11 protein-coding genes and 4 tRNA genes are annotated in these 14336 nt (G+C 26.4%); 9 read left to right on the forward strand and 6 right to left on the reverse strand.

Annotated features, from left to right (window positions below; translation table 11 throughout):
* The first annotated feature begins 2 nt into the window (after positions 1-2).
* The 6 genes from ACZ5OA_RS07790 (at position 3) to recJ (ending at position 4008) form a co-directional block, all read left to right on the forward strand.
* Positions 3-1823, forward strand: coding sequence for a motility associated factor glycosyltransferase family protein (locus tag ACZ5OA_RS07790; RefSeq protein ID WP_464907302.1), 1821 nt, complete (start codon positions 3-5; stop codon positions 1821-1823).
* A 46-nt stretch (positions 1824-1869) separates the two neighbouring features.
* Positions 1870-1946: transfer RNA gene (locus ACZ5OA_RS07795), tRNA-Gly, on the forward strand.
* 57 nt (positions 1947-2003) lie between these two features.
* Positions 2004-2078: transfer RNA gene (locus ACZ5OA_RS07800), tRNA-Cys, on the forward strand.
* An 82-nt stretch (positions 2079-2160) separates the two neighbouring features.
* Positions 2161-2247 (forward strand) — tRNA-Leu (locus ACZ5OA_RS07805).
* 62 nt (positions 2248-2309) lie between these two features.
* A tRNA-Ser gene (locus tag ACZ5OA_RS07810) sits at positions 2310-2397 on the forward strand.
* A 75-nt stretch (positions 2398-2472) separates the two neighbouring features.
* Positions 2473-4008: a single-stranded-DNA-specific exonuclease RecJ gene (recJ, locus tag ACZ5OA_RS07815; protein ID WP_464907303.1), complete on the forward strand. Its 1536-nt coding sequence runs from the start codon at positions 2473-2475 to the stop codon at positions 4006-4008.
* A 12-nt stretch (positions 4009-4020) separates the two neighbouring features.
* On the opposite strand, the gene ACZ5OA_RS07820 is transcribed toward recJ, so the two are convergent.
* The 3 genes from ACZ5OA_RS07820 to ACZ5OA_RS07830 are packed head-to-tail and all read right to left on the reverse strand — an operon-like array spanning position 4021 to position 8995.
* Positions 4021-4896 carry an exonuclease domain-containing protein gene (locus ACZ5OA_RS07820; protein WP_464907304.1) on the reverse strand — a complete coding sequence of 292 codons (876 nt, stop codon included), beginning with the start codon at positions 4894-4896 and terminating at the stop codon, positions 4021-4023.
* Positions 4893-6536 carry a GGDEF domain-containing protein gene (locus tag ACZ5OA_RS07825; protein WP_464907305.1) on the reverse strand — a complete coding sequence of 548 codons (1644 nt, stop codon included), beginning with the start codon at positions 6534-6536 and terminating at the stop codon, positions 4893-4895. The genes ACZ5OA_RS07820 and ACZ5OA_RS07825 overlap by 4 nt, the downstream gene beginning before the upstream one ends.
* Positions 6533-8995, reverse strand: coding sequence for a [protein-PII] uridylyltransferase family protein (locus ACZ5OA_RS07830; RefSeq protein WP_464907306.1), 2463 nt, complete (start codon positions 8993-8995; stop codon positions 6533-6535). Before ACZ5OA_RS07830 ends, ACZ5OA_RS07825 begins: the two co-directional genes overlap by 4 nt.
* A gap of 44 nt (positions 8996-9039) precedes the next feature.
* Between ACZ5OA_RS07830 and mqnE the strand changes: the two genes are divergently transcribed.
* A complete protein-coding gene (mqnE, locus tag ACZ5OA_RS07835; protein WP_464907307.1) occupies positions 9040-10104 on the forward strand; it encodes an aminofutalosine synthase MqnE in 1065 nt (354 codons plus the stop codon).
* Here the strand turns inward: mqnE and ACZ5OA_RS07840 are convergent.
* From ACZ5OA_RS07840 to bcp, 3 genes are read right to left on the reverse strand one after another with little or no spacing between them, the layout of a single operon-like run.
* Positions 10080-10955, reverse strand: coding sequence for an RluA family pseudouridine synthase (locus ACZ5OA_RS07840; RefSeq protein ID WP_464907308.1), 876 nt, complete (start codon positions 10953-10955; stop codon positions 10080-10082). The genes mqnE and ACZ5OA_RS07840 overlap by 25 nt on opposite strands.
* Positions 10955-11479: a M48 family metallopeptidase gene (locus tag ACZ5OA_RS07845; RefSeq protein ID WP_464907309.1), complete on the reverse strand. Its 525-nt coding sequence runs from the start codon at positions 11477-11479 to the stop codon at positions 10955-10957. The genes ACZ5OA_RS07840 and ACZ5OA_RS07845 overlap by 1 nt, the downstream gene beginning before the upstream one ends.
* Positions 11463-11936, reverse strand: a complete 474-nt coding sequence (bcp, locus tag ACZ5OA_RS07850; protein WP_464907310.1) for a thioredoxin-dependent thiol peroxidase — start codon at positions 11934-11936, stop codon at positions 11463-11465. Before bcp ends, ACZ5OA_RS07845 begins: the two co-directional genes overlap by 17 nt.
* A 74-nt stretch (positions 11937-12010) precedes the next feature.
* Between bcp and thrC the strand changes: the two genes are divergently transcribed.
* Together thrC and ACZ5OA_RS07860 are read left to right on the forward strand one after the other, a co-directional pair.
* Complete coding sequence (gene thrC, locus ACZ5OA_RS07855) at positions 12011-13456, forward strand: threonine synthase (RefSeq protein ID WP_464907311.1); 1446 nt, start codon at positions 12011-12013, stop codon at positions 13454-13456.
* A complete protein-coding gene (locus tag ACZ5OA_RS07860; RefSeq protein WP_464907312.1) occupies positions 13453-14328 on the forward strand; it encodes an AEC family transporter in 876 nt (291 codons plus the stop codon). Before thrC ends, ACZ5OA_RS07860 begins: the two co-directional genes overlap by 4 nt.
* Positions 14329-14336 lie beyond the last annotated feature (8 nt).

Raw genomic sequence — 14336 nt, forward strand, 5'->3', positions numbered from 1 at the left:
AAATGGATAAATTATTTTCTAAAAATTTAAAATATTTTTATAATGAAATTCCGGAATATTACCAATTAATTAAAAACATAAAAACAAGAAAATTTAAAATAATAAATAATAACGGATTGAATATTTTAGATACAAATACGAATACATATTTTTATCCTGTTGAAAATAATAAACATTTAATGCAAGAAGTAAGTGAATTATATGCAAATAATCCTATGAAGAATGACTTATGGACAAAATATTTTTTAACAAAAGAGTTATATGAATATGATGAAAAAATTTTACCTATAACATCTTCAATTGTAAACAAAATCATAAATATTTCTAAAAATTCAAAAAACTTTACAGATGGATATTATTATGATAAAAAGTTTTTATACACAACTTCTATTTTTGGTTTAGGTTGTGGCCTTCATATAGAATATTTAATCGAAAAATATGATTTTCAATCACTTTTTATTTATGAGCCAGAGCCAGAACTTTTTGCAATAAGCTGTTATTTTGTGGATTGGCAAAAAGCTTTTGAAAAACTTGGAAATAATTTATATCTATTTATAAAAGGAAATATTGATACAAAAATTTTAAAAAGATTTTATGATTCAAAAGTAGTTACAAGTAACTTTTTGAGATTAGAATTCACTACTTATAATTCAGAAAAAATAGAAAATGCTAAAAAAGAGTTTTATTTAGCAAATATTTCAAACAAAAGAGGATGGGGAAGTTTTGAGGATGAAAGTGTAGGATTCAAAAATCATTTACAAAATATAAATAAAGACATCTCAATACTTACACAAACCACTAAAATAGATGCACCCGTTTGTGTAATTGCAAATGGAGCAAGTTTAGAAAATGATATTAAGTGGATAAAAGAAAATCAAAATAATTTAATACTTATTTCAGTTGGAACTGCTATTCGTCCTTTGCTTAAAGCTGGAATTCATAGTGATTTTCATATAGAAATAGAAAGAATGCCTATGCTTGTTGATATTTTAAGGCCTAGTTTGGAAAAATATAAAGGTTATTTTGTAGGGGCATCTGTCGTTGATACTGAACATTTTAAAATAGCAAAAAAGCCTTTAATGTTTGTGCGTGATGCATCTTCCACAACTGGTGTAAGTAATTTTTTCTTAAATTTTTGCTCTCCAATGGTAGGAAATACGGGGTTTAGCTTTTCGTGCCATTTTAGTGATGAAATTTATATGTGTGGATTTGATGTTGGATTTCTTAAAAACAAAAGAGTTCATGCAAGTGGGTCATATTATGATGATAAAGATGATACAAAAGAAGGCTCTCCTGTCAAAGGAAATTTTGGAGATGAGGTTATGAGTGATGATTTACTTAATCTGTCTCGTCAAAATTTAGAAATGACTATTTCACTCCTTAAACCTAAAAAAGTATATAATTTAAGTGATGGTGCTTTTATAAATGGTGCCATACCTAAACACTCAAATGAAATTCAACTAAAACCTATAAATAAAGAAAAATTTATAAATGAAATAGTAGAAAATTTTAAAATAGATACGATAAAAATTCTCAATTACTCAGGATTTTTAGAACTTTATAAAAATAAAATAATAGAATTATTAGATAAAAAAATTAATAATAAAAAGGAATTAACTGAAGTAATTGATTTAGTCAATGATTACACCTTAGCTTTTTTAAGATATGAACCTGCAGTTGGGACTCTCATGAAAGGTAGTATTTGGCATATTTTAAATACTATTTATATAACTCTTCATAAAACTTCGCTGAAAGTTTATCCTAAAATGGTAAAAATTTTAAAAAAAGAAATAAAAAAATATAAAGTTCCTAAAACTACTTGACATCATAAGTAATTTTTTATATAATTTCAAACTAATTTAGTTAGACGCGGGAATAGCTCAGTTGGCTAGAGCGTCAGCCTTCCAAGCTGAGGGTCGCCGGTTCGAGTCCGGTTTCCCGCTCCATTTTTAAATTTCCCAAAACATTTTTATGTTTTAATTTAAAGTGAACACTAAATTATTGGCGGCATAGCCAAGTGGCTAAGGCAGGAGCCTGCAAAGCTCTGATCCCCAGTTCGAATCTGGGTGCCGCCTCCAAAAAAAATTTAAAGAATTTTTAAATTTAAGCTTATTTTAAGATATATTTTATTATACTTTCACTCCCAAAACAACACATCCTGCCTGGATGGTGGAATTGGTAGACACAAGGGACTTAAAATCCCTCGGTAGCAATACCGTGCCGGTTCAAGTCCGGCTCTAGGCACCATTACAATCAAAATAAAATTTAATTTAAATTTTTTTTGAAGATGTAATTACTAAAATTTTGTTGGAGAGATGGCAGAGTGGACGAATGCGGCGGCCTTGAAAGCCGTTGAGGGTTACACCTCCCAGGGTTCGAATCCCTGTTTCTCCGCCACTTATTTACAAATACAAAATCCCATCTAAAATTAAATACTAATTTTTGTTATAATTACGAAAAAGGTTATCTTTTATGCTTACAAAAGAAAAAATCAAGCAATTATTATCACAAAAAATTACTGAATTATCCCCAAAAGATATTTATCATTTTTCACTTCTAAAAAATATAGATAAAGCTACACAAAGAATAGTGAAAGCAATTAACAATAATGAAAAAATAGTAGTTGCAGGTGATTATGATGTAGATGGAGTTACCTCATCTACAATAATAAATCAATTTTTTAAAAAAATAAATTATCCTGTTGAGATAATAATACCAGATAGATTCAAAGATGGCTATGGACTTACAGCAAAATTAATGGATAGAATTAATTGTGATGTTTTAATAACTGTTGATAATGGAATTACTAGTTATGAAGCAGGAATCATTTGCAAAGAAAGAAATATTGATTTAATTATTACAGACCACCATACTCCAACCTACCCTCTTCCTGAAAGTTATACGATAATTGACCCAAAACAAAAAGATGAGACATTTCCTTTTATTGACATTTGTGGTGCAGAAGTAGCTTGGTATTTATGTGCTTCATTAAACAACGCTTTAAATTCTAAAATAGATATGAAAGAATTTCTAGATTATTTAGTTTTAGCAATTATTGCAGATGTTATGCCTCTAAATGATATAAACAGAGTTTTAGTAAAAATGGGACTTTCACGTTTGTCAAAATCTCAAAAGCCTTTTGCTTTAGTTTTAAAAGAAGCACTAAATAAAACAAACTTTAATAGTGAAGATATAGGTTTTAATATAGCACCAAGAATTAATAGTGCTGGAAGAATGAAACATGCCAAATTAGCTTTTGATTTTTTAAATAGTGAAAACATCATCCTTGCTAGAAAACTTTATGATGAATTAAATGAAACAAACGATTATAGAAAAGAGATTGAAAAAGATATAAGTGAAATTTGTATAAACAATAATCAAAATGAAAATTTTATAATTGCAAATGGTAATTTTCACGAAGGAGTAGTCGGAATAGTTGCAAGCAGACTAGTTCATCACTACAAACTTCCTGCTATTGTTTTTTGTGAAAAAGGAGATATTTTAAAAGGAAGTGGGAGAAGTTTAGGAGATGTAGATTTATATAAATTAATTAGTAATTGCAAAGAGCTATTAGAAGGATTTGGAGGACATAAACTCGCTTGTGGATTATCAATCAAAAAAGAAAATTTAGAAAAATTCACAACTAAAATAAACTTACTTACTTCAAAAATTCCAAAAGAAAACTTTTTTTTAGATGAATTTATTTTAGGAGAAATACCACTTGGTGAATGTGATTTTGAATTATTAAATATTTTAAAACAGTTTGAACCATATGGAGAAGCAAATCCAAAACCAAAATTTAAAGCAAAAGTTAAAATAGAAAATATTAGAAATTTAAAAGATAATCATTATAAATTAATTGTATCTCAAAATGAAATTTATAAAGATGCTATAATTTTTAAATATGATGGAGAATTTGATGATGAAATGGAAATTATTTTTACACTTAATGAAAACAGTTGGAATGGAAACACAAACATCCAACTAATGATAGAAAGATTTGAATAATATAAATTATACTTAATCTGCCATCGTCTTTTCTATCTCTTCTTTAAGTCCCTTACTCATTCCCATATTATGATAAGCCCATCTTAAATAATTAATATCACCTTGATTAGCTACTTCTTTGGGTGTTAATCCTTTATATTTTCCTACTTCAAATTTATAAACTGGTGTTACTTCTTGCATATAATAATTAATTGAATATCTAATATCAAACTCTAACTCTTTTTCTTGATTGTTTAATAAATATTCAACATAACCCATATCTTTTTGAATAACATCTTCAATTTTTTCAAATTTATATTTTCCAAAATAAAATTTTTCATATAAAATTGGCTCTTTTGTAAGTTTAATAAGTTCTTCAATTGTGTGATCTTGAAGTAAGTAATCAAGTAAAAGTTTTAAAACCACTACATCACCCAAAGCATTGTGTGCAGTAATTTCAATGTTATATTTATCTGCTAATTCTTTTTCTTTTTTATATAATCCAAGTGAATATCTATTGATTTGCAACGCATGACGACCCTCTGGCCATAAATGTTTAACACATCTAAAAGTATCAATTATTTGCATCTTATTTTCAAAATCTTCTTTAAAAAGCATTTCAATATCAAATTTTGCATTATGAATTACCACTATATTATCAGGGATATTTAACTCATTAAGTCTATTCCAAGACTTTGTATTATGGATTGTTTCTGCATTTTCTAACATTTCAGGTGTTATATGATGTACAGCCATAGCTTCGTAACTTATAGGAAGTGGAGGCTTGCATAAAGTATCCTCTATTTCTTCTATTTCATTATTTTCATCTGTTACCAAAAAACTGAGTTGAATTATTCTATCTTCTTCTTTTGTTCCTGTTGTCTCTGTATCAAGTATTATAAATTTCATTTATCTCCTTTATAATCTGCATCTTCAAGTAATTTTGGAGTAAATATATCTACCTTATTTCTTCCAGTATTCTTAGCCTCATAAAGTGCTAAATCTGAACATTTTATTGCTTCCCAAATTTTATTAGTATGTGTAGGAAATACCGAAACTCCAATGGAAACTGTTTTTGTTAAAATTTTTCCATTTACAGAAATTTTTGTATTTGCAAAAGTTTCTCTAATTTTTTCTGCAACTTTTACAATTTCTTCTTCTTTTTTTATATTTTGTAAAACAATTATAAACTCTTCTCCCCCAAATCTTACAACAAAATCACTCTCTCTCACAGAATTTATCATAGTTTTTGCCAATTCTTTTAATACTGCATCTCCAGCATCATGACCATAAGTATCATTTACTTTCTTGAAATAATCAACATCAACCATCAAAATACCCAGTAATGATTTTTCTCTAATTGTAGATGCTGCTATTTTATCCAGTATCTCTTCTAAATATCTTCTATTATAAAGTCCTGTCATTTGATCAGTTAATGAACTTTCTTTCATTAAATTAAGTGTATATTTTGCTTCTACAATTGAAGCTGCTTCATTTAAATAACTTTCAATATATGAAATTTCATTTTTATAAATTTCCCAATCTTCTTTTGAGAAGTTTATATTTACAATCCCTGTAAATGTCCCACCAGTACTAAATGGAATACATATATATTCGCACTCTTCACAAAAATTTTCTTGACAAATATGTGGAAATTTAAAAGAATTAACTTCATTGGCAGTTCTATATGCTCTACACATTTTAGGAAGATGGGCTTCACAACAATTGTTACCTTTTTGATAAATAGTTTCAATTTTTTGCTTTTCATTTAAAACTGCATATACCTTAAAATTATCCAACTTAAATTTATTTTCTAAAATATCAATGATTCTATTATAAATTTCAGCCGTATTTGAATCTTCTTCAATAATTTTTTTAAATCTATTTATATCTCCTAATACTTGCATATTTTTTTCAACATCCATTATTCTATTACCACTTACTGGAGCATTAGGGATTAAAATCCTTAAATTATCTTCTGTTAACTTAAAATTTTTATCTATTTGAGAAATAAATTGATTATAACTTTCTACTATATTTTTTACATCATTATTAAGTTTTGTAACTATTTTTTTGGAAAAATCACCATTTTTAGCCTTTTTAAAACTTTGTCCAAACTCTTCAAAAATATTCAAATAAGGAGTTATTAGCCAATTTAGAAGTAAATTTGAAAATATAATAAATAAAATATTTATAATAACTGTTTCTAAAATAACTTGATATTTTTCATTATCAAATTCAGCTAAAGATTTAAATTCTATTTTTAACATTTTGTCATTATTTAAATTTACACGTACACTATTTTTACTTCTTTTTATATTATTATTTTTATCTACTATTTCTATATCTTTAATATTTGGCATATTTTTAATCAACTCAAGTGCTTCATTTTTATCTTTTGAATACAAATAAATATCTCTGACTGTATCAGCTGAATGCTCAATAGCAAGTTCTGTAATAGTTGAAAATCTATATGCAGTAAAAGCAGTAAAAATAATCCCACCAACCGTAATAACTAAAAATATAAAAAACAATATTCTTTTTTTCATTTGAATTCTCCTAAAATTGTATCTATTTTTTTACAAAATCCTGATGATTTATTAATAATAAAAATATCCCTTACAATATTTTTTTGAACAGATATTTTTACATCTTCCACATCTATTTTATATTTATCTAATACTTTCATTATATATGCAATTATACCTTTTTTATCCTTAGTTTTAAGTTTTAAAGCTATATAATTTTTGGAATGACTACAATCCACAATAAATTCTTCTTTTTTTAATACAGGTTTTACAAATTTTATCTTTTTATCTGTTTTAAAACTCTCTTCAATAGTTTCATATATCAAAAATTTATCATTTTCATCTATATTTTCTTCATATTCTATTTTAAAATATTTTACATTATCAATTTTATAAATAGCAATATGTCTTAAAGGCAAATATGCAAATTTTGCAAGCAAATAACCTAAATTAAGATTTATATCTTTTTTTACTATTTCTACGCTTAATGGAGTTGTATTATGAATTAAATAATTATATTTTTCACACTCTAACATCTTTTTTGAAATATTCACTATTTTATCTACATCATTTCTTAAAAACATTTGAATTGAAGGAGAATTTAAAACTTTTTTTTGCCAAACTTTAGGAAAAGCTAAAAATTTTTCATTTTTTAAAAGTTGTTTTTCTTTTCTATGCCTTTTATTTGATTGCAAAATAAGCTCTTTATTTTCTAAAACTTCAAGAGTATTATTATAAAGTGTTTTTAAAAGATTTGCTTTAAAATCATTAAATATATTTCCTACTGCATCCATATCCGCATAAGTTAGAATATAAAGCATATCTAAAAACTCTTTTGTTTGAACTGTATTTGCAAAATTTAATAAAATTTTATCATTATCGATATCCTCTCTTTGAGAAATATTAGACATAGTTGTATGATACTTTACAAGCTTTTTTGCTAATTCTATTTCTTCATTATCAAAAGATAAGTTTTTCATAAAATTAGCTACCAATTTAGCTCCTACTAAATGATGATCTTCTTTCCTTCCTTTTCCCAAATCATGAAAAAGTGCCACAATTTTTAAAATTTGTTTCTCTTTATCATTTAGATTATAAAATAGCTCTTTTATATTTTGATATCTAATATTTTCTAGATTATATAAAGTTTTAATAGAATGAATGTCAACTGGATATTGATGATAGCCATCAAATTGGGCCAAATTTTCTATTTGTTTAAATGGTGGAATTATAATTGAGAGTTTATCTGCTTTATAAAGAGCTTTAATAATTGGATATAAATTTTCTTTTTTGAATATTTCTTTTAATTGTTTATTTGTAATATCTACTTTTTGATGATAAAAAAGATTTACCAAACTTACATCATAAGTTTTAAAGTCATTATCTAAAAACACTTTAAAGCTATCTCTCATAAAATCATTATTATGCCAATTAATATAAATTTTATCATCACAAACATAATATCCTTTATAAATTCTATTTACTTTAGTAATAGTTTTGGGATTAAACAAAAATGGTTTTAATATTTTTTTTATATTTATTGAAGTAAATCTATTTATAGTCCATAATGATTTTAGCAAATCTCTAACAAAAATTCGCTCTGCTTTCAATCTTGGAGAATCTTTATATCCAAGCTCTATTGCTATATCTCTTTGATAATCAATTAAAACTACATCTTTATGTAATTTTGTAATCATATGTAAATGAGCCCTCACTCTAAAAATAAATTCTAGTGCATTTCTATACTCTTTATATTCATTTTCTGAAAATAAAACATCAATCAATTCTGCACTATTTTTTATTCCATAAATAACATTAGCTATCCAATAAAGAGTGTTTGCATCTCGCATACCTCCAAAACCTTGTTTAATATTTGGCTCCATTGAAAGATGATATTTTTTATGATATTCCTGCATTTTTTTATATCTTGCTAATACAAACTCTTTTTGGTTATCCAATCTGATTTTTTTTAATTCGTTTTCAAGCTCAACCCATAAATATTTACTTCCAAAAATATAGCGACTTTCTAAAATAGCAGTTTTAATCATAATATCTGTTTTACTAACCTCTAAAAGCTCATCTACTTTATGAACTCTATGCCCTATTTCCAATCCCAAATCCCAAAGCATTGTTACAAAAGTTTCAATAATAGGGGTTAAATTATATCCTTTTATTTCTTTATAAACTATCATAATATCAATATCAGAATATAATGATAACTGCCCTCGTCCAAAACTACCAAGAGCTGTCAAAACTATTGGTAAAGAATTGATATTCGGTCTATAAAATCCAAATTTTTTTTGTAATACAAATTTAAATACAATGGTTATAAATTCATCCATTTTTTTTGTATATTTTATAAAAAACTGCCTACCACTTGCTTCTAAATCAATATTATCTCTATATTTTTTAATTTCATTTCTTAACTCTTTTATAATTTCAAATTCATTTTTATTTGAATATATAATTTCTTCTAACATTTTTACCCTTTTTTGCTATAATCCATTTAAAAAAGGATTATTAATTGAAAAATATTATATCAAAAATAGAAAAAAAAGAAAGAATTAACTTTGATGAAGCTTTAAAATTATATGATTTAGATTTGGCAACACTTGGAGAATTAGCAAACAATATTCGAGAAGTTAGATTTGGTAAAAAAACTTATTTTAATATAAACAGACATATAAATCCTACAAATATTTGTAAAGATGTTTGTAAATTTTGTGCCTTTAGTGCAAATAGAAAAAATCCTAATCCTTATACAATGAGTATTGATGAAATTGTTCAAACTGCAATAAAAGCCCACGAAAAAGGAGCAAAAGAAATTCATATAGTTTCGGCTCACAATCCTAATGCAGGACTTGAATGGTACCTTGGAATGTTTAAAGAGATTAAAAAAGCCCTTCCTGATATTCACATAAAAGCCTTAACAGCTGCTGAAATTAATTTTTTAAGTGAAACTTATAATTTAAGTTATGAAGAAGTAATCGATAAAATGATAGAAAATGGTGTTGATTCAATGCCTGGTGGTGGTGCAGAAATTTTTGATGAAGCCGTAAGAAAAAAAATTTGTGGAGGAAAAGTTAGCAGTGAAAATTGGTTAAAAATCCACGAAATTTGGCATAAAAAAGGCAAAAAAAGTAATGCTACAATGCTTTTTGGACATATAGAAAGCAAAAAAGCTAGAATCGATCATATGATGAGATTAAGAGAGCTTCAAGATAAAACGGGTGGATTTAATGCTTTTATTCCTTTAGTTTACCAAAAAGAAAATAATTACTTAAAAGTAGATAATTTTCCAACTGGAAACGAAATACTCAAAACTTATGCTATTTCAAGAATTGTTTTAGATAATTTCCCTCACTTAAAAGCATACTGGGTAACTTCTACAGTCAATTTAGCTTTAATTGCTCAAGAATATGGGGCTGATGATTTAGATGGAACTATTCAAAAAGAATCAATTAATTCAGCAGCTGGTGCAAAAAGTGCAAATGGACTAGAATTAGATGAATTTATTCATTTTATAAAAGATAGCGGATTTATCCCAGTTGAGAGAGATTCTCTTTATAATGAATTGAAAGTTTGGTGAGAATAAATATCATATTTTCGATTATTATAGTTAAAATTAATTCTATTAGAATGGAGCATTAGTCTATTTGCTCCTGTGAATTTAATCCTATCTTCTTGACTTAATTCACCTTTTAGATATTTATCTGCTATTTTGCTTTCAACTCCATAAAGAGGATCACCTACAATTCTATGTCCAATAGAATATAAATGAACTCTTATTTGATGTTGTCTTCCTGTGAGAGGTTTAGCAATTACAAGTGTATTATCTCCTATAGTTTTAATTGGTATAATTATAGTTTTTGAGTTTTTACCTTCTTTATCTATTAAAACTTTCATTTTGATATCTAAATCACTATTGGTAAGAATCGGCTTATTTATAGTAAGTTCTCTTGTGATTTTACCTTCTACTAAAGCTAAATAATATTTTTGAATTTTTTTATCCTCAAACATTGTTTTGATAATCTTTTCACTCCATTTATTTTTGCTCGCTATCACTAATCCACTTGTTTCTTTATCAAGTCTATGGGCTAAATTTGCATCTTTTCCATATAAAAAACGAACATCATCAAGTAAAGTTTGAGAATGAGCAAATCCTTTGGGGTAAATCGCTATTCCACTTGGTTTATCAAAAATTGCAAAATCTTCTATTTCAAAAATCGGTTTAATTCCACGAGGTTCAGGCTTAAAATAAATAATATCTAAAACTCCACTATAATTTTGATTATAATATTTAAGTCTCTCACCATTAAGTCCTACTCGACCTCTATTTACCGTCTTTTTAGCTTCTCTTTCGTTTATATTAAAAGTTTTAGTCAAAAACTTAAGTAACTTTTCATCTTCTATTTTAAATTTTTCTTTTACAAAACCCACTATAAATACTCCCTAAAATTTGGCATTATACTCTCTATAAACTTATAAAATTCTTTTGAATGATTTGGATGAATAAGATGTGCTAATTCGTGCAAGACAACATATTCTATAAATTTTATCTCTTTTTTCATAAGTTCTATATTTAAATTAATATAGCCTTTTTGATAATTACAACTACCCCATCTTGTTTTCATTTGCTTTATTCTAATTTTTGTAACAGGTTTATTTACATAAACTATATATTTATCAATTAATTCTCCAAATAAAACCTCAGCTTTTTTATAATAAAATGAATATAAATCTTCTTTTAATTCACTTTTATCATAAAAGTTACCTAAATATAAAAACTTATCTTCTGGAATTTTTTTACATTTAGATAATTTTTTATCTATCCATTTTTGTTTTGTTTTTACAAAGCTTAAAATATACTCTTCTTTCATTTTCAGTGGAGAAGTAATTATTACCTCACCCTCAGAAGTTATTCTAAGTGTGAGATTTCGTACATTTTTACGAATTATTTTCATCTTGAAGTTCTTTTAACTTATCTTTCACTTTTTCAACATGACCTTTTACTCTAACGTTTCTCCACTGGGCAACTACTTTAGCATCTGGACTTATTATAAAAGTGCTTCTAATCACACCTTCATATTCTCTTCCATAATTTTTTTTGAGCCCCCAAGCATTATAAGCTTTTAAAACAGTTTTATCTTCATCACTTAAAAGTGTAATTTTTAATTCTTTTTTTGTTATAAAATTTATATGTTTTTTGGGACTATCTGGACTAACTCCCAAAATCACAGCATCAAGTTTTTCAAATTCTTCAAGCTCATTTGTAAAATCACAAGCCTCAGTCGTACATCCTGGAGTATTGTCTTTTGGATAAAAATATAATACCACCCATTTTCCACTTAAATCTCTTAGACAAATTTCTGTTTCATCTTGATTTGGTAAGCAAAACTCTGGCGCTTTTTCGTTTAGCATATTCATCCTTTTTATTTTATTATATCAAAATATGCTATAATTTTAACAAAAATCAACCTCCTTAAAGGATAATTATGAAATTTATAGGAACAAGAGGAACTGAAGAAAAAAAAAGTTTTAGCCAAGCTATTTTAAACCCTGCTGCACCAAAAGGTGGATTATATTCTCCTGAGAATTTACCTTCAATTGATAAAGAATTTATTACAAAATATAAAGATTATAAAAGTTTAGCTAAAGCTGTGCTTAAAAAATTTGAAATTGATATAAGTGATGAAAGTTTGGATAAAGCTCTTAAATTATATGATAAATTTGATACAAAAGATGTAGTACCAGTAGAAAAAGTAGAAAATGACCTTTTTATAGCTGAACTTTGGCATGGACCTACAAGAGCATTTAAAGATATGGCTCTTCAACCATTTGGTTCAATTTTAAGTGATTTAGCAAAAGAAAAAAATGAAAATTACCTTATTTTAGCTGCTACAAGTGGAGATACAGGTCCAGCTACACTTGAAACATTGTCAAATAAAGATAATATAAAAGTCACTTGTATGTATCCAGAAAATGGAACAAGTGATGTGCAAAGACTTCAAATGGTAACAATTGATGCTAAAAATGAAAAAGTTATTGGAGTAAAAGGAAATTTTGATGATACTCAAAATACTTTAAAAAAACTTCTAAATAGTGATACTTTCAAAAACACTTTAAAAGAAAAAGATATTAAACTTTCAGCTGCAAATTCAGTAAACTTTGGAAGAATAATTTTTCAAACAATCTATCATATTTGGGGTTATGCAAAATTAATTCACAACAATGAAATAAGTTTTGGAGAGAAAATTGATATTATCGTTCCAAGTGGAAACTTTGGAAATGCACTTGGTGGATATTATGCTAAAAAAATGGGACTTCCAATCGATAAAATTGTAATCGCATCAAATATAAATAATGTTCTAACCGAATGGGTAAATAATGGAATTTATGATTTAACTACAAAACATCTCATCAAAACTTCTTCACCTGCAATGGATATTTTAAAATCTTCAAATGTAGAAAGAATATTATTTGATAAATTTGGAGCCCAAAGAACTGCTGAACTTATGGAAAGTTTAGAAAGAAATGGAAAATATTCTTTAACTGCTGATGAAGTTGCAAAAATAAAAGAAGACTTTATCGCTACAAGTTGTTCAGATGCAGAAGGATTTGAATATATTAAAGAGTATGCTAAAAAGGGTTATATTATGGATACTCATACAGCAACTTCAATCAAAGCATACAAAACTCTAAATTCAAAAAACAAACAAGTGGCTTATTCAACAGCTGAATGGACTAAATTTGCTCCAAGTTTATATCGAGCATTAATTGAAGATAAACAAGTTCACGATAAATCAGCACTTGAAGTAATCTCTAAAAAATATAATGTTTCTATTCCGGATATGGTAAAAGAACTATTTTTAAAAGAGATAACTCAAAAAACAGTTGTTTCAAAAGATGAAATCGAAAAAGAGATTATTAACTTTTTATGATAACTGTCATTGGAATTTACTTATTTATTGTAATAGGTTTTATAGCAAAAAAAAAGTTCCCCGAAATTCACGAAAAAAGCTTCGTGATAATGTCTGTATATTTTTTACAGCCATTTCTAACCCTTTGGGGACTTATGCTAAAGCCAATAAATTTATCTACTGCAAATGCACCTCTAAGTTATTTAGCTATAATATTTATATCATTTATTTTTACATTTTCTTTAGCAAAACTCTTTTTCAAAGGTAAAAATCAAAATGTTGTAACTATAACTGCACTTGTAGGAAATACTGGGAATTTAGGAATACCTCTAAGCCTTGCACTTTGGGGAAATGATGGTGCTTTTTGGGCAACAATTATAAATATTAGCAATATTCTTTTTATCTACTCATTTGCTATTTTTTTCTATGCTGGAAAATTCAACATTGAAAATGCAAAAAAGATTTTCAAAATCCCAATTATTTGGGTTGGAATTATTGCAGTTATTTTAAATACAAATCAAATTATGTTTAACAGTGATATTATGAAAATATTGCAAATGGGGGCTTTTAGCTCAATGGTAATTCAACTTATAATTTTTGGAATCTACACTGCAAATATTAAAATCCACAAAATTGATAAAAAATTATCACTTGCAATTGTTTTTGAAAAATTTATTATTTTGCCAATTGTTGGATATGTATTCTTACAATTTTTAGAATTAAATCCACTATTAAGTAAAGTTATTCTTTTGGAAGTTATGGTACCAGTTGCAGTTAGTAATGTGAATTTAGCAGCTCTTTTTAATACCGAGCCAGAAAAAGTGGCCTGGTTTGTAATTCTTACAAGTATTCTATTTATTCCATACTTTTTAATAGTGGAAAAATTTATATAGAAAAAGAA

The organism is Thioreductor micantisoli (genome assembly GCF_055392745.1).

Coding starts and splice junctions, on each gene's coding strand:
- ACZ5OA_RS07830 (WP_464907306.1), bottom strand. CDS start 8,995: ATGTTAGAAGAAATTATATATTCAAATAAAAATGAATTTGAAATTATA.
- bcp (WP_464907310.1), bottom strand. CDS start 11,936: ATGCTAAACGAAAAAGCGCCAGAGTTTTGCTTACCAAATCAAGATGAA.
- ACZ5OA_RS07820 (WP_464907304.1), bottom strand. CDS start 4,896: ATGAAATTTATAATACTTGATACAGAGACAACAGGAACAAAAGAAGAA.
- ACZ5OA_RS07845 (WP_464907309.1), bottom strand. CDS start 11,479: ATGAAAATAATTCGTAAAAATGTACGAAATCTCACACTTAGAATAACT.
- ACZ5OA_RS07790 (WP_464907302.1), top strand. CDS start 3: ATGGATAAATTATTTTCTAAAAATTTAAAATATTTTTATAATGAAATT.
- ACZ5OA_RS07825 (WP_464907305.1), bottom strand. CDS start 6,536: ATGAAAAAAAGAATATTGTTTTTTATATTTTTAGTTATTACGGTTGGT.
- thrC (WP_464907311.1), top strand. CDS start 12,011: ATGAAATTTATAGGAACAAGAGGAACTGAAGAAAAAAAAAGTTTTAGC.
- recJ (WP_464907303.1), top strand. CDS start 2,473: ATGCTTACAAAAGAAAAAATCAAGCAATTATTATCACAAAAAATTACT.
- ACZ5OA_RS07860 (WP_464907312.1), top strand. CDS start 13,453: ATGATAACTGTCATTGGAATTTACTTATTTATTGTAATAGGTTTTATA.